General features: G+C 66.3%; 12 protein-coding genes, 1 other RNA gene and 1 pseudogene. 6 read left to right on the forward strand and 8 right to left on the reverse strand.

The features are described from left to right. Nucleotides 1-234: 234 nt before the first annotated feature. On the forward strand, nt 235-1140 hold the full coding sequence (locus QRM89_RS12160; protein ID WP_285448111.1) for a peptidylprolyl isomerase: 906 nt from the start codon (nt 235-237) through the stop codon (nt 1138-1140). A 69-nt stretch (nt 1141-1209) separates the two neighbouring features. Here the strand turns inward: QRM89_RS12160 and QRM89_RS12165 are convergent, their stop codons facing one another. Then, complete coding sequence (locus tag QRM89_RS12165; RefSeq protein ID WP_285448112.1) at nt 1210-2097, reverse strand: DMT family transporter; 888 nt, start codon at nt 2095-2097, stop codon at nt 1210-1212. A gap of 170 nt (nt 2098-2267) precedes the next feature. Between QRM89_RS12165 and QRM89_RS12170 the strand changes: the two genes are divergently transcribed. The 4 genes from QRM89_RS12170 to QRM89_RS12185 all read left to right on the forward strand — a co-directional run bounded on the left by QRM89_RS12170 (nt 2268) and on the right by QRM89_RS12185 (nt 5678). Further along, complete coding sequence (locus QRM89_RS12170; RefSeq protein ID WP_285448113.1) at nt 2268-3260, forward strand: LysR substrate-binding domain-containing protein; 993 nt, start codon at nt 2268-2270, stop codon at nt 3258-3260. Between the two features lie 268 nt (nt 3261-3528). Then, nucleotides 3529-3843 carry a metalloregulator ArsR/SmtB family transcription factor gene (locus QRM89_RS12175; RefSeq protein ID WP_012437889.1) on the forward strand — a complete coding sequence of 105 codons (315 nt, stop codon included), beginning with the start codon at nt 3529-3531 and terminating at the stop codon, nt 3841-3843. Nucleotides 3844-3960: 117 nt separating this feature from the next. Next, the gene (locus QRM89_RS12180; protein ID WP_285448224.1) at nt 3961-5295 is read left to right on the forward strand and encodes a DUF2867 domain-containing protein; all 1335 of its coding nucleotides are present in this window, start codon (nt 3961-3963) and stop codon (nt 5293-5295) included. 89 nt (nt 5296-5384) lie between these two features. Next, the gene (locus tag QRM89_RS12185; RefSeq protein ID WP_014508313.1) at nt 5385-5678 is read left to right on the forward strand and encodes a hypothetical protein; all 294 of its coding nucleotides are present in this window, start codon (nt 5385-5387) and stop codon (nt 5676-5678) included. Between the two features lie 4 nt (nt 5679-5682). Here QRM89_RS12185 and QRM89_RS12190 read toward each other — a convergent pair. The 3 genes and pseudogenes from QRM89_RS12190 to QRM89_RS12200 form a co-directional block, all read right to left on the reverse strand. Next, nucleotides 5683-5760: non-coding RNA, sX9 sRNA (locus QRM89_RS12190), on the reverse strand. A 125-nt stretch (nt 5761-5885) separates the two neighbouring features. Further along, the gene (locus tag QRM89_RS12195; RefSeq protein ID WP_042598281.1) at nt 5886-6686 is read right to left on the reverse strand and encodes a DUF4349 domain-containing protein; all 801 of its coding nucleotides are present in this window, start codon (nt 6684-6686) and stop codon (nt 5886-5888) included. 20 nt (nt 6687-6706) lie between these two features. Further along, nucleotides 6707-6808, reverse strand: a pseudogene (locus tag QRM89_RS12200) (aldehyde-activating protein); the annotation flags it as partial. Nucleotides 6809-6908: 100 nt separating this feature from the next. Between QRM89_RS12200 and QRM89_RS12205 the strand changes: the two are divergent. Further along, the gene (locus QRM89_RS12205; RefSeq protein WP_285448114.1) at nt 6909-8711 is read left to right on the forward strand and encodes a DUF885 domain-containing protein; all 1803 of its coding nucleotides are present in this window, start codon (nt 6909-6911) and stop codon (nt 8709-8711) included. Nucleotides 8712-9383: 672 nt separating this feature from the next. Here QRM89_RS12205 and QRM89_RS12210 read toward each other — a convergent pair. The 4 genes from QRM89_RS12210 to QRM89_RS12225 all read right to left on the reverse strand — a co-directional run bounded on the left by QRM89_RS12210 (nt 9384) and on the right by QRM89_RS12225 (nt 16205). After that, the gene (locus QRM89_RS12210) at nt 9384-11216 is read right to left on the reverse strand and encodes an ABC transporter ATP-binding protein (protein WP_285448115.1); all 1833 of its coding nucleotides are present in this window, start codon (nt 11214-11216) and stop codon (nt 9384-9386) included. A 165-nt stretch (nt 11217-11381) separates the two neighbouring features. Continuing rightward, on the reverse strand, nt 11382-11978 hold the full coding sequence (locus QRM89_RS12215; protein ID WP_115001027.1) for a plasmid pRiA4b ORF-3 family protein: 597 nt from the start codon (nt 11976-11978) through the stop codon (nt 11382-11384). A gap of 64 nt (nt 11979-12042) precedes the next feature. Beyond that, a complete protein-coding gene (locus QRM89_RS12220; protein WP_285448116.1) occupies nt 12043-15102 on the reverse strand; it encodes an efflux RND transporter permease subunit in 3060 nt (1019 codons plus the stop codon). After that, nucleotides 15099-16205, reverse strand: coding sequence for an efflux RND transporter periplasmic adaptor subunit (locus tag QRM89_RS12225; RefSeq protein WP_285448117.1), 1107 nt, complete (start codon nt 16203-16205; stop codon nt 15099-15101). The genes QRM89_RS12220 and QRM89_RS12225 overlap by 4 nt, the downstream gene beginning before the upstream one ends. Between the last annotated feature and the right edge of the window lie 21 nt (nt 16206-16226).

Consider the following 16226-nt stretch of genomic DNA (forward strand, 5'->3'; position numbering starts at 1 on the left):
GCAGCTAGCAACAACGACGCCGTTTTGTTAGCCGCTCCAACCTTGCATCGGCGGCGCGCTGAGCCGGTTGTGTCCAGACAGCTGATTTAGCGTGCCGCTGCTGCATTTGCATCACCACAACGCCGGCCTTCGGGCCGGCGCTGTGGTGCTGGGGTATGGCATGGGGAGCGCACCGCCCTTTGCGTTGGCGCGCCGCGTCGGCAAGAATCAGTCACCTCCCCGCTGGCTGCCTTCATGCTTCTGCGCACCCTCGCTTCTGCCTGCCTGCTCGCCCTGTTGGTGCCAACCGCTGCCAGCGCTGCCTACCGAAGCCCGCAGCAATTGCTCGACGCCTCGCCCGCCTCCGCATGGCGCGTCATCGACCCGGAGCGCACGTTGTATCTGGAACTGGACAGCGGCCGGGTGATCATCGAACTAGCTCCGCAGTTCGCGCCGGCGCATGTGGGCAACATCCGCACCCTGGCCCACGAACGCTTCTGGGACGGGCTGAGCATCTATCGCTCGCAGGACAATTTCGTGGTGCAGTTCGGCGACCCCGACGGCGAGACGCCGGCCAAGGCCAAATCGCTGGGATCGGCGAAAACGCATCTGCCGGCCGAATTCGAACGCGCCTCGCAGGGCCTGGATTTCCAGCGCCTGCCCGACAGCGACGGCTGGGCACCGCAGGTCGGCTTCGTCGACGGTTTCCCGGTGGGCCGCGATCCGGCCAGCGGCAAGACCTGGCTGGCGCATTGCTATGGCACCTTGGGCGCGGGCCGCAACAACGATGAAGACAGCAGCATCGGCGCCGAGCTTTACGTGGTCACCGGGCAATCGCCCCGTCAGCTGGACCGCAACATCACCGTGGTCGGCCGCGTGGTCAAGGGCATGGAATTGCTGAGCGTGATTCCGCGTGGACCTGATCCAATGGGCTTTTACGAAGACGCCGCACAGCGCACCACGCTGCGCGCGATCCGGCTCGCCAGCGAGGTGCCGTTGCCCGAGCGCACACCGCTGCAATTACTGCGCACCGACAGCCAGACCTTCCGCGACGTAGCCGAAGCACGCCGCAACCGCAAGGACGATTTCTACAAGCGACCGGCCGGGCACATCGATCTGTGCAATGTGCCGTTGCCGGTGCGGACGCCGCCTGCGGCGTGAATGGGGAATCGGGAATGGGGAATCGCAAAAGCGGGTTCGCCTCATGACTCCCAGAAAAACTGCGCGTAGTTAACGTGCGCGTTGGCTGAAGGCCACGCTACCCAGGATCAATACCGCGGCCAGCAGCATGGTCCAGGTCAGTGCCTCGCCCAATAGTGCCCAGGCCAGCAGCGCGCCGAACACCGGCACCAGATAGGTGACGGTGGAGGCGCGCGCGGGGCCGATGCGCTGGATCAGGCGGTAATACATCAGGAAGGCCAGCCCGGTGCACACCACGCCCAGTGCACCGGCGCAGGCCCATGCGCTGGCCGGCACCGTCGCGCTCGGCCACTGCCACCACGCCACCGGCGCCAACAGCAGCGCACTGCACCCCAATGTGGAGGCTGCCGATGCTGCCGGCGGCAGATCGCCCATGTAGCGTTTCACCAGGTTGTAGCCGATGCCATACAGCAGCGACGCGGTGGCGCCGGCCAACGCGGCCGGCCCCACGCTGAGCCCGGCGGACTTGCCGGTGGCCAGTACCAGCACGCCGATGAAGCCGATCAACAGTGCCACCGCGCGGCGGGTGCCGATGCGTTCGCCAAAGAACACAAACGCGATCAGGGCAGTGAACAACACCGTCATTGCGTTGCAGATCGCGCCCACCGCCGCGGGCGCATGCTGCGCGCCCCAGGCGAACAGCAGGAACGGCAATGCCGAGTTGAGCACGCCGATGGCGGCCAGCATCGGCCAACGGTGCAGCGGGAAGCGGCGGCGCGCCACCCACAAAAACGGCAACAACACCGCGGCACCCAGCGCGAGACGAATTTCCACCAGTGCCGCGGCGCCGAAATGCGGCGCGGCCACGCGCATGAACAGAAACGAGCAGCCCCATACGATTCCCAGGAACACCAGTTCCAGCGGGGTGCGCCAATCGCGCACGCCCAGCGCCGGTTGCAGTGACGGCTGGGCACTCATGCGCGCGCCCTTCTGTCCTGCGGTGCGGCGGTGCGCACGCGTGAAAGAACATCGGGCAGGCGAGCGGTCATGGCGCGGGATCGAGGTGGGGAGCGACAAAGCATCCGCGTACATCGCAGGCGCGACAAGCGCGTAGTATCGGGGCGAGCCACAAATCTCACTCATGCCTCATGTACCTGCGCCCTACCTTGCTACCTGCGCTCGGCGTCTTCGCCGCAGCCGCGCGCCACCAGAACTTCGCCCATGCGGCGGAAGAACTGCACCTCACCGCCAGCGCGGTGAGCCACCACGTGCGCAAGCTCGAGGCACTGCTCGGTGCAACCTTGTTTCAGCGGCTGCCGCGCGGCGTGATGCTCACCGCCGAAGGACGCCAGCTGGCCGATGCCGCGAGCGCGGCGCTGGCCGAGATCGCCGCGGTGGCAGGCAATCTGCATCCGCGCGAAGACGCCATCCCGTTGCGCGTGACCACGCTGCGTTCACTGTCGTATTGCTGGTTGTTGCCGCGCCTGCCGCGGTTCTGTCGCCTGCACCCGCATATCCGCCTGGACCTGCAGTCGGACCCGGCGTTCTCGCGCTTCGAGGAAGGCGGGCCGGAAGTGGGCATCCGCTATGGCCAAGGCGCCTGGCCGGGGCTGACCTCGCACTACCTGATGGACGACGAACTGTTCCCGGTGGCCTCGCCCTCGTTGCCAGAAGTGGCCGCGTTGCAGACGCCGGCGCAAATTGCGCAACTGCCGCTGTTGTCGGACATGTCGCCGCAGGGCTGGCGCGACTGGTTCCGCGCGGCGCAGGTGCGCGGCACCACGCTACCGCCAATGCACACCTTCAACGACAGCACCGATGCCATGCGCGCGGCCGTGTACGGGTTGGGCGCGGTGCTGGCACGCAAGCACATTGCCCAACCGTATCTGCAGCGCTATGAGCTGGTACGCCTGCCCGGCCCGACCTTGAAGGCGCGCTATGCGTACTACATCGTGCACCCCAGCCATCGCGCGCCCAGCCCGGCAGCCACCGTGTTCATCGACTGGCTCAAACGCGAAGCACTGGACGAGCGCACGCCGATGCCGGCACTGCCCGCCGAACTGCTGGCATTGCCCACCAGCGAGACCGCGCACACGCCGGGCAAACGGCGGCGATCGCGCCGTGCGCCGGCAACCGAGTGAGCCTTCGCCGCAGGTAGGGCATCGCCACCTGCACCTGCGCCGCGATGTCTCCCGTCGTGCAAGCGATGCAATCAGCTGCCGCCAAGTGGCGCGTCAGGCGGCTGCGAAAGCAACGGTAGACGCGCACGCCAGCACGGCCTTGCACCGCACATCCTTCTCTCCAAACAGTGACGGGCGACGCTCCCAGCCAGACCCGCCAGTAAAAATCGCTTGACACCTCGCACATCAAACGAGTTAATTAGCTAATTCGTTAATTAGCTAAGCCATCATGTCGATCGATCGCATCTTCGAAGCCCTGGCATCGCGGCCACGTCGCGAGATCCTGGCCTATCTGTCGGCGCAGGAACTCACCGCTGGCCAGATCGGCGAGCGCTTTGCGATGAGTGCGCCCGCCATTTCGCGGCATCTGTCGGTGTTGTCGGCGGCTGGCCTTGTCAGCAGCGAACGGCGCGGCCAGTTCGTGGTGTACCGGCTGACCCCGGACAACATGGTCAACACGCTCAGCGGTTTCGCCTTCGAGGTCTGCCCCAAGGCCGGTCCGTTGCAACGCGAATCGCGCAAATTAGCCAAGAAACCGCGCTGAATCCCGCTCTTCGTCATGACTGCAAGGATTGCCATGTACCCACAACAGGTTGTTGCCGAAGCGAGTTTCCCCCGCGTGTTGCTGCCCTCCTGCAGCGGCGGGCGGCCGGTGGAAGTGATCCTGATCGCCCAGCTGGATCCAGGTGCCGGCGACGGCCTGATCGCGCAGGCCGGCCTGCGGCAACAGCAGCACCCGGCCCATCACGCCGCGCTGGACGAGCCATCGGCGCAGCTGTCGGCACCGGACTTCCAGCTGGGCGACCCGGCCTCGCTGTTCTCGTTTTCGGTCGGCCCGCAGGGGCACCCGTTCCACTGCCATGCCGGCAACCGCGTATTCACTGCGGTGACCGGCAGCGGCGGCGCGCAGCTGCGGTTCTCCACCGCTTCGGCGCAGCAGATTGCGCAGGATCCGCAGGCCTTCCTGCACGCGCTGCGCCATGTGGACCTGCCCGGCGACAGCCTGTTCACGGTGCGCTTTGGCGGTGGCACCTGGCATCAGTTCGTGCCGGCGCGCGGCAGCGCGGGCCATTCGGCGTTGTTCGCCCTGTCCTGTCATCCGGATGAAGCCGCGGGTGCGCTGGACAGCGCACAGCAGGCCTTGGTCAGCAGTGGCCAGGCCACCATCGCCAGCCTCACCGAGCTGTTGCCGGAGGCGGTCACCGCATTGCTGGAATCGGACCAGTTCCGTGCCAGCGAGGTGCCGACCACCGCGCTGTCCTTCAACGTCAGACCACAGAGCTGGCAGCAGCGTGCGTGCGCCCGTGCGCGGCGCTGGGCCGGTCGCCTGCGCCAGGCCCTGGCGCTGACGCAACGTGGCGGCTTCGTGGCCACCAGTGCGCCGGCACCGCGTGTGCGCGCACTGCCCACCGTGGCCGACGATGCGCTGCTGCACGCGCACTTCAGCGCGCCAGTGCACTACCAGGACAGCCATCAGGTGCAACTGGATACGCGCCAGCTGCGCAGCGACCGGCTGCCGGAGCTGATGTGCGAGCTGCTGCAGGCCTTCATCGACCAGCCACCGAGCGGGGTGAGCGGATTGATGCGGCTGCGCAACCTGATGGTCAGACCGCTGGGGCTGCGCACCTCGCCGCTGGGTTGCCCGGTGTCGTCGTTACTGGACCCGCATGCAGCGCAGCGGTTCGCCAGCCGTTACCCGGTGCTGGCGCACCGCAGCGATGCCGATGGCCGGCAGGTGCAGGTGCTGCTGGGCGCGGACGACAAACACGTGCGTTTCCGCTCGGCGATCAGCGTGCGCCGCACCGGTGAACACACGCTCGCGGTGACCATGGCTACGCAGGTGCATTGCCGCAACCTGTTCGGGCACCTGTACATGGCGGCGATCCACCGCACGCATCGTCACTACATCATGCCGGCCATGCTCGGCAGCGCCGCACGGCAGGTGCTGGAGACGGCGCAACACGCGCAGGCAAGCTGGCGCACGCAGCCGGCATGAATCGCATGACGTGGAGCCGGCAGGCCATCACCTTGCCTTTGCCTGCCGCTACCTAGGCTTTGCGTTCCCACCACTCAGGACTAACGCCCATGCCGACTCTTCGCATGCGTATCACCGGCACCGACGACGATGCCCGCGCCATTGGCAATCTGTTGCAAAGCATCGAAGGCATCGAGCATGTCGAGGAAGTCGACGATCTGATGCCGCACCTGGACGATGACGACTCCAGTTCGGCAGGTCTGTCCGACGACGAAGGTCCGGGCACGCACGAATTCGAAGTGGAAGCCGGCAACGAATCGACTGCACAGAAGGTGCGCGACGCCGTGCAGGAACTGGCGCTGCAGTTGGATGTCTTCATTGAATTCGAGGTCGACGAGGGCTAAGAGCGGCTAACAAAACGTAGCGAGCAGCCGTCAGGTGGGTGCGGACGGCGCGTAGGAACCGGAGTGTACGGGGGGGGTACATGAGGATTCCGAGCACCGGCCGCGCCCGCCTGGCGGCTGCGCAGTCGTTTTGATAGCTGCTCCAAGCCCGCATCGCCGTCGCAGCATCTGGGCAGGCCAGCGCTGTGCGCCGGCCTGCCTGACGCGTTACACCACCCGGCGCCGCCGCGCCCGCCAGCGCCACGCCAGCCGCAGCAGCCAGCCGACGATGGCCAGCACCACCACGACCGGCACCAAGGCCGCCACCGCGCGGATGACAAAGGCCACGCTGGAGGCAAACACCTGACCGAACTCGGCAGCCGCTTCGGCGATCTCGCCACGGCCCTGCTCGCCGCTGGTGCCACGGAATTCGATGGTCAGCAACTGCGTGCGCACGCGGCGCTGCTGCTGCGCGGCCTGTTGCTGGGTCTGCTGCGCTTCGGCTTCGATCTCGGCCAGCCGCTTGGACAAGGCCAGCAGATCCGTCACCGCCAGGTCATGGCGCTGTTGCAGCTGCAGCAGCCGGGCATGTTCGTTTTGCAGGCGCGCTTGCGCCAGGCCGGTGTCGGCGATCTGCTGCGCCAGGTCTTCGGCATGCGTGGTGCGCGCGGCCACATCGCCTTGCTGGCCAGCCAGCTGCACCAACGGGTCCACGCCGTCTGGCGCCACGCGCACGCGAATGCTGCCGCTGGGCGCGCGCCCGCCTTCCTGTGACACCGCCAGCAACGCGCAATCGCCGTACTGCGCCGACTGGCAGGCGGTGCGCACCGCGGTGATGCGCGGGCCGATCTGGTCGGCGGCCAACTCGATCCGCACTTCGTGCTCATACGCCAGCAAATTACCCTGGCCGGACGGCGGCGCTGCCGGCGCAGCGGCTCCGCCGGCAAGCTCGCGCTGCTGTTGAGCGCAGCCTGCCACCAGGCCACAGGACAACAACGCCAGCAGCACCGTGCGCAGCGCGGCGCTCATCGGCTGGCTCCTTCGGCCGCTTGGCACGGCGAGCAATTGCAGCCGTACACGCCACGGATAGGGGCTTCGGTGTGCAGATCGAACGCGATGCGTCCGCAATCAAAACTGCCGGTGTCGTGCATGGTCCACCTCCTTGGAAGGTGGCCAGGGTAAACCAATGGCGGATGCGGCCGGCAGCCTGGATGCCTATGCTGAGCGATTGCTACCACCCAGGACTCACGAATGCGTCAACGCCTGCTCGTCCTCGCCCTGCTCGCCGGTCTCAGCGCCTGCCAGCAGCCCGAACCGCCGCGTGCCGGCACCGCCGCCGCCACTGCACAGGATGCGCAGAGCCCGGATGCGCGCTTTGCCGCGCTCTCCAAGCACGCGCTGGACACCTGGATGCAACTGTCGCCGGTCAATGCCACCCAGGTCGGTGACCACCGCTTCGACAGCCAGCTCGATGATCTGAGCACCGCCGGCCGCCAGCGCAGCCTGGACGCCGGCAAGCAGCTACTGACCGAGCTCGATGCGCTGGACGTCAGCAAGCTCTCGCGCGAAAACCAGGTGGACGCGGCGATCCTGCGCAACCAGCTGCAATCGGAAATCTGGAACACCGAGGTGCTGCAGAGCTGGGCCTGGGACCCGCAGGTCTACAACGGCCTGGCCGGCAGCGCGCTGTACAGCCTGATGGCGCGTGAATTCGCGCCCCTGCCCGAGCGCCTGGCCTCGGCTACCCAGCGCATGGAAAAGATCCCCAGCCTGCTCGCACAGGCGCGCGAGAACCTGGATCCGGCGCGTGTGCCGAAGATCCATGCCGAGACGGTGGCCAAGCAGAACAAGGGCATCCTCAGCATCGTCGACACCTTCATCGCGCCCAACATCGGCCAGCTGTCCCCGCCCGATGCCGCGCGCGCGCAGGCCGCCATCGACAACTTGAAGAAAGCGGTGGCCGAGCAGCAAACCTGGCTGGACACGGTGCTGGTGCCCAACGCCAAGGGCGACTTCCGCGTGGGCGCGGACAAGTACGACCAGAAGCTGAAGTTTGCGCTGCTGTCGTCGCTGTCGCGTGCGGAGATCAAGCAGCGTGCCGAATCCGAGCTCACGCGCGTACGCACGGAGATGTACGGCATTGCGCGCACCGTGCTCAAGGACAAGCCCGGCGCGCCGGCCCTGCCGGATGCGCCCAGCGATGACCAGCAGCAGGCCGCGATCGAGGCGGCGCTGGAACTGGCCTACGCCGACAAGCCGGCACGCGACAAGGTGGTGGACGATGCCAAGGCAGCGCTCGCGCAATCCACCGAATTCGTGCGCCAGAAAGATCTGATGACCCTGCCCGATTCGCCGGTGGACATCATCCTGATGCCGGAATTCCAGCGCGGCGTGGCGGTGGCCTACTGCGACTCGCCCGGCCCGCTCGACAAGAACCTCAAGACGTTCTATGCGGTGTCGCCGATCCCCGACGACTGGAATGCCAAGCAAGTCGATTCGTTCCTGCGCGAATACAACAGCCGCATGATCCACCTGCTCAGCATCCACGAAGGCACCCCGGGCCATTACCTGGAAGGCTGGCACTCGGGCAAGTTCCCCTCCACGCTGCGCGCGGTGCTGCGCTCGGGCATGTTTGCCGAAGGCTGGGCGGTCTACACCGAACGCATGATGCAGGAACAGGGCTACCTGGATAACGACCCGTTATTCCACCTGGTGCAGCTCAAGTTCTATCTGCGCACGATCGCCAACGCGATCCTCGACCAGGGCGTACACGTGGACGGCTGGGATCGCGACAAGGCGATGCACCTGATGACCCACGACACCTTCCAGCAGGAAAGCGAAGCCTCGGGCAAGTGGGTGCGTGCGCAGCTGTCGTCGGCCCAGTTGCCGACCTACTTCGTGGGCGTGCAGGAACATCTGGATACGCGCAAGGCGGTGCGGGACAAGCTGGGCAGCGCCTTCAATCTGAAGGCCTACCACGACAAGATCCTGTCCTACGGCGCACCGCCGGTGCGCTTTGCACGCGAGTTGATGCTGGATCAGCCGATTCAGTGACCGCGTCCCTCTCCCCTCGGGAGAAGGTGCCCCGCAGGGGCGGATGAGGGTGCGGGCGAAGCCTCGTGTGGCCAACATAGCAAGTGGCTTCGCCCCGTACCCTCACCCCAACCCCTCTCCCGAGGGGAGAGGGGCTCAATGAGAGCTGCCTGCATCCCTTCTCCCCTCGGGAGAAGGTGCCCCGCAGGGGCGGATGAGGGTGCGGGCGAAGCCTCGTGTGGCCCAACTAGCGAATGGCTACGCCCCGTACCCTCACCCCAACCCCTCTCCCGACGGGAGAGGGGCTTGATGAAGAGCTGCCTGCATCCCTTCTCCCACCGGGAGAAGGTGCCCCGTAGGGGCGGATGAGGGTGCGGGCGAAGCTTCGTGTGGTCCAACTAGCGAGTGGCTTCGCCCCGTACCCTCACCCTCACCCCAACCCCTCTCCCGACGGGAGAGGGGCTCAATGAGAGCTGCCTGCATCCCTTCTCCCACCGGGAGAAGGTGCCCCGCAGGGGCGGATGAGGGTGCGGGCGAAGCCTCGTATTGCCCAACTAACAAGCGGCTACGCCCCGTACCCTCACCCCAACCCCTCTCCCGAGGGGAGAGGGGCTTGGATGCTTGCTAATTTCGGTTGGCAAGTCTTCAAGCCACACGAAGCCAATTGTGTGTCCTCACGCGTCGCTTTTCCCGTCACGCATCCGCCGCAACAAACCCACCGGTCTGCCGCGCCCATAGCCGGGCGTACAGGCCGCCGTGCGCGATCAGTTCCGCATGCGTGCCTGTCTCGACGATGCGCCCACCATCCATCACCACCAGGCGATCCATGCGCGCGATGGTGGAGAGCCGATGCGCGATCGCAATGACGGTCTTGTCACTCATCAACGCATCCAGGCTGTCCTGGATGGCCGCTTCCACTTCCGAATCCAGCGCCGAGGTGGCCTCGTCCAGGATCAGGATCGGCGCGTCTTTCAGCAGCACGCGTGCGATGGCGATGCGCTGGCGCTGGCCACCCGACAACTTGACCCCGCGTTCGCCCACATGTGCATCGAAACCGCGGCGGCCTTCGCCATCCACCAGCGTGTCGATAAAGCCATCCGCACGCGCCTTGTGCACCGCATCCAGCAGTTGCGCTTCGGTGGCCTGCGGGCGGCCGTACAGCAGATTGTCGCGAATGGAGCGGTGCAGCAGCGAGGTGTCCTGCGTGACCAGGCCGATCTGCCCGCGCAGGCTTTCCTGCGTGACCTGGGCGATGTCCTGGCCATCGATCAGGATGCGCCCCTGCTCCAGGTCGTACAGGCGCAGCAGCACGTTGACCAGCGTCGACTTGCCTGCGCCGGAGGGCCCCACCAGACCGATCTTTTCGCCGGCGCGCACCTGCAGGTCGAGCCCGGCGATCACGCCGCCACTCTTGCCGTAATGGAAGTGGATCTGGTCGAAATGTACTTCGCCGCGTGTCACCTGCAGCGGCAGCGCGCTGGGCTGGTCCTGCACCGTCAGTGGCTGGGCAATGGTCTGCATGCCGTCCTGCACGCTGCCGATGTCTTCGAAAATGCCATTCACCGTCCACATGATCCAGCCGGACATGTTGTGGATGCGGATCACCAGCCCGGTGGCCAGCGTAATGGCGCCCACGCTGATCTGGCCGCGGCTCCACAGCCACAACGCCAGCCCGCAGGTGCCCACGATCAGGAAGCCGTTGGCGATGGCAATGGCGGTGTCCATTGCGGTGGTCACGCGTGTCTGCAGGCGATGCTTGACCGCCAGCTCGTCGATCGCATCGCGCACGTAGGCCTCTTCGCGGCGCGCATGCGAAAACAGCTTGAGCGTGGCGATATTGGTGTAGCCATCCACGATGCGCCCGGTGGCCTTGGAGCGCGCGTCCGATGCCACCCACGCACGCGCCTTCATGCGCGGCACGAAGAACGCCATCAACCCCACATACACCACCAGCCAACACAGCAGCGGCACCATCAACCACGGGTCGGCCTGCGCGAACAACCACAGTGCGCTGCCGGTATAGACCACGATGTACCAGAGCGCATCGACCATCTGCACCGCCGATTCGCGCAGCGAGGTGCCGGTCTGCATCACGCGGTTGGCGATACGTCCGGCAAAATCGTTGTGGAAGAACGCCAGACTCTGCCGCACTACGTAGTTGTGCATCAGCCAGCGCGAACGGTTGCTCAGGCCCGGCACGATGGCCTGATTGACCAGCAGGTTATGCAGCCCCGTGAAGAACGGCCGCGCCACCAGCGTGATCAGCGCCATCCACACCAGTTCGCTGGCATGGCGCCGGAAAAAATCCGGCCCCGGCTGCTCGGCCAGCATGTCGACGATGCGGCCGAGGAAGTCGAACATCGCCACTTCCACCAGCGCCAGCAGTAGTCCGGCGATCAAGGTCGCTAACAGAATTGGCCACAACGGCCGCAGATAATGCAGGTAAAAGCGCCACACGCTGCGTGGCGGCATCTCCCGCTCGATGGGCGGGAAAATATCGATCAGGGACTCGAACCAGCGGAACATTGCGCAGACTTCGGAAAAACCGGGGCCTCAGGCTAGCCGATCGGGCGTCAAGCCGCAGTGGCGCTGCTCGATAAGCGCCGCCTGATCAGCCCGTACAACGCGTAAACGCCACCGTGGCGCGCGAAAACATTTCCAGGTTCTCCTCAGATGCCGGGCGCACACGCCTCACTCGCGCACGCGCGCCAGCAAACGATTGACCTCTGCCAGATCGAAATGACCGGGCTCGAACCGCCCGCCCAACGTCGCCAGTTCCTGCACATGCTGCGGGTGGTCCGGGTCGGCGATGATCTGCACCAGCGTCTGATAGCCGTCAATGCCGTCACTGCGCTCTGGCGGGCAGGCATTGGCCCCGTCCACGCAGCGCGCCACACGCAGGCCGGCATCCGGCGGCAACAGCGCTTCCACCTGCACGCGATGCTGCCAGCCATGGCCGGCGCCGTAGAAATACTCGAAGCGTTCCAGTTCGCCCACTGCGCTTTCCAGGGTGACGCGGCCGGCATGTTTGAGCCGTGGACGCTCCGGCACATCCAGCCCGGCTTCGCCATAACGCCCACCGCCCAGGTCAAACTCGTAGGGGTGCGCGCCATTCCAGCCCATCACCGGCTGCAACACGCGATGCAGCGTGGCCAGGCGCACCGCGCCCGACACCAGCAGGCGCCGCCAGATCAGCGGCGCACTGCCGGTCACTGCCACATGCAGTTGAAACACAGGTACAGGTGGCTGCACCGGCTGCTGTGTGGCTTTCTCTTTTGCTTTGCTCATCGTGTCGTGTTTGCTGCTGTCTGCCCCAAGTATGGCGTGCCGGGCCGACGAATGCAGGCGCGGTCTAGGCACCGCGCCGCACGCGCAGACCGAACAGCAGGTCGTACAGGATCGGGATCAAGCCCAGCGTCACCAGCGTGCCCAACGCCAACCCACCGATCATGGTGATCGCCATCCCGGTCCACAGCGGGCCGGCGAACAGCATCAGCGGTACCAGGCCGACGATGCAGGTGAGCTTGGTCATGACGATCGGACGCAGACGTTTGACCGCGGCAGCAACCACTGCCTCGCGGCGTGGCAGGCCATCGGCAAGTTCGGCCTCGATGCGTTCCAACAGCAACACCGCGTTGTTGACGATGATGCCGGCCAGCGCCAGCAAGCCGAACGTCGCCATGAAGCCAAACGGATAGCCCGTGATCACCAGCGCCAGCGCCGCGCCGATCAACACGAATGGCACCGCCGACAGCACGATGAACAATTTGCGGAACGAGTTGAACTGCCACACGAACAGCAACAGGATCGCGCCCAGCGCATGCGGCATGTAGTGCAGCAAGGCTTGATTGGCTTCGGCTGAATCCTCCAGTTCACCGCCAATCTCCACGCGGTAGCCTGGCGGCAACTTGAGCGCAGCGATGGGCGCCGCCAGCCGCTCGACGATCTCGGTCGCGGTCAATTGCGGATTGCGCGCAGTCACCGTGATGGCACGACTGAGGTTGCGCCGCTGGATCGCCGACGGCTCGCTGTCGCGCAGCACGGTGGCGATTGCCGCTAGCGGCACCGGCGCGCCGCCTGCTTGCGGATACACCAGCGTATCGGCCGGATTGCCGTTGGCGGCGCGCTCCTGTGCGCTGCCACGTACGACCACCGGCACATCGGTGCCATCGTCGCGGATCAACGTGGCGTCCACGCCGCTGTAGCGCGCCTGCAATGCCCGCGCCACGTCTTCGCTGCTCACACCGGCGCGCCGCGCTTTGAGCTGGTCGACCTGCACCACATAGCGCGGAATGCGGGCTTGCCAATCGTCCTGCACATCCACGGTGCCCGGCACTGCCCGCAACGCCTTGGCAATGGCAGCGGCGCTGCTGCGCAACACGGCCTCGTCCGGGCCCACCACGCGGTACACTGCCATGCCGGCTTCGGTCGCGCCTAGCGAAAAGCGTTTGGGCTCGGCACGCAGCGCGGGGAAATGGCTGCGCACATGCGCGCGCACTCGTGCGATCACCGCATCGATGTCGGTGCCGGGCCGCACGCTGACCGTGAAGTACGCCTGGTTGGCGGCCGGCAGCGGCGGGTTCAGGCCCAACACGATGCGCGGCCCGCCATCGGCGACATAGCCGATGCTGTCCACCACCTCGGGGTTGGCGCGGCGGTCGCCCAACCAGCGGCTGAGGTCGCTCACCGTGCGCAGGGTTTCGCGTGCGTCGCTGCCCGCTTGCAAGGTTACCGGCACCTGGAACTGCAGGCGATCAGACTTGGGCAGGAAATCGTACGGAATCGACACCAGCACGGTGATCGCCACCGCCAGCATCGCCGCCATGGCACCGATGAACAGCGCCTTGTGCTGCAGCACACGTTCGATGACACGCCGGTAGCCACGATAGAACCGCGATTCCGCTGCGTCGCTGTCCTTGGCGGCATGCACCTTGGCGAAATACATGCACAGCAGCGGCGTCACCGTGATGCTCAGCAACCACGACCCAAGCAGCGTCACGCCCAACACGGTGGCCAGCGAGCGCAGATATTCGTTGGTGCTGGTCTGGCCGAAAAAGAATGGCGAGAACGCCAGCACGATGACCAACGACGAGGTCAGCAATGGGGTTGCCAACGTCCGGCCTGCATCGATACATGCCTGGCGAAGTTCCTCGCCGGCCACCAGACGGCGCTCGATGTCTTCGGCAATGACGATGCCGTTGTCCACCAACAAGCCCAGCGCAAGAATAATGGCGGCAATCGAGACCGTCTGCAGCTCCACGTCCAGCACGCGCATGACGATCAGCGAGGCGAAGATGGTCAACGGCACGATCGCGCCGACGATCAAGCCGGTGCGCCAGCCCAGAAACAGCATCACCACGGCCATGACGATGACAATGGTCTCGCCCATGACGTGATGCATCTTGCCCATCTCACGCTCGACCACATCGGCCTGGAAGCTCACCACGTGCTGGGTAAAGCCGACAGGCAGTTGGCGCGCGGTGTCGTCGAGCTTGGCGCGCAGCGCCTTGCCGAAGTCGGCGATATTGCTGCCAGGTTGCATCGACACCGAGACCACCACCGCTGGCTGGCCCTGGTAAACGGCCGCGCTTTGCGGCGGGTCGGCCGGCATCACCTGCACCTGTGCCAACTCGCCCAGGGTTACCTCACGCGCGCCGCCGGCAGATGCGCCCGGCACACTCAGCAGCACGCTGCGCAACTGTTCGGGCGTGCGAATTTCGCCGGTGGTGGCCACGGTCAGCGCCAATCCAGACACCGCCACTTGCCCACCGGAGCCCACCACATTCTGCGCGCGCAATTGCGCCATCACGCTGGACGGGGTCAGGCCGCTCGCCAGCAGGCGCGCGCGATCAAACGACACGTACACGCGCTCATCCTGCAGGCCGAACAACTTCACCTGCTCCACGCCGGGCAAGCCATACAACTGCTCGCGCATGCGCCGCAGCGGGCCGCGCATTTCGCTCATCGAAAAGCCTGGCGCGGTGACTGCAATCGAGGCCACCGACACGCGCCCGAAGTCGTCGTCGACGAACGGACCAAGCGTACCGGCAGGCAATTGCGCACCGGCCTCTGCGGCCTTGGCGCGCACACGCTGCCAGAGCGCCGGCAAATCCTGCACATCGTCGTAGGCGGTCAACTGCACGATCGCGCTGCCCGGGCGCACCGTAGTGACGATGCGCTTGATACCTGCCAGCTCACGCAGCTGCTCTTCAACGGGGCGCGCCAGCAGGTTCTCCACCTGCTCGCTGGGCATGCCGGGATAGGCCACCGACACCAGCATGTCGCGCACGGTCACCGACGGCTCTTCCTGCGAGGGGAAGCCGAGGAACGCCACGATGCCGCCGATCAGAATCATCGCTGCCGCAAACAACGTCGGCCGGCTCGAACGCATCGCCATCTGTGTCAGCTTCATGGCGCGCGACCTCCGCTCAGCTGCGTCTGTGCCTGCAGTGGGGTCACCGGCTGGCCGCTGACCAGAAAGCCCACCCCGGCGCTGACCACCTGCTCGCCTGCACGCAGCCCGCGCAGAATCTGGACGCGCTCACCGACAATCGTCCCCAGGTCGACTGCACGTTCGATCACGGCCCGCTTTGCCGGCTGGTACACGAACACACTGGCCTGTTGCCGATTGAGCCGCGGCACGACCGCCGACAACGGCACGCTGGGCGTAGAAGCAGCGCGCGTAGGCAGGGTCAGCAGCACACTGTCGCCGCTGCGCAGTGCCGTCGTTGCGGCGACCGGCTCGAACAACGCCTGCACCGTTGCGGCATTGTCCACGCGGCTGGAAAGACTGCGCAGACGCAGCGCGACCGGCGCGGCGCCAGCATCAACTATGCGAGCGTGGACGGTTTGCCCGGGCACCAGGTCGGCGGCGGCAGCTGTCGGCAGCGTGGCGACCAGTTGCACATGGCCCTGCCCTTCCACCTGCAGCACCGTCTGCCCCGCTGCCACATCCGCCTGCGGCTGTTGCAGGCGCGCCACCACGCTGCCATCGTACGGCGCGCGCAACTCGCCCAGACGCCTACCGCGGCGGGCCATGGCCAGATCGGCCCTGGCCACCTGCAGTTGTGCGGTAGCGGCATCAGCCGCCGCGCGCGCGGCCGTCAAGGTCGCATTGGAACTTGCACCGTCATCGAACATCGCCTGTTGCTGGCGCGATTGCAATTGGCGTTCGCCAGACTGCGCCAGCGCCGCACGCACATTTGCGTCGGCCTGCTGTTCGCGCAGGCGCAGCGGTTCATCGTCCAGGCGCGCCAGCACTTGCCCGCGCGTCACGTGGTCGCCCACATCCACCAATACCGCAGAAAGACGGCCCGCTCCTTCGAACGCCAACTCGGCGCGCTGTTCCTGGCGCACCAGCGCGGGCACCTGCAGGGGGCTGTCGCTGCCGGCGCCAAAGCGCTCCAGCTTCACCGCGCGCGGCGTCTCGGTGGCGGGCGCATCCGGCCCACTGCAGGCGGCCAATCCCAGCAGCAACGTGCCGCACACCAGGCCGCGATAAAACATCGTCATCATTCGATCCCCCGGTCTGTTCCG

The organism is Xanthomonas sp. LMC-A-07, assembly GCF_030208825.1.
GTDB classification, from domain to species: Bacteria; Pseudomonadota; Gammaproteobacteria; order Xanthomonadales; family Xanthomonadaceae; genus Xanthomonas; species Xanthomonas campestris.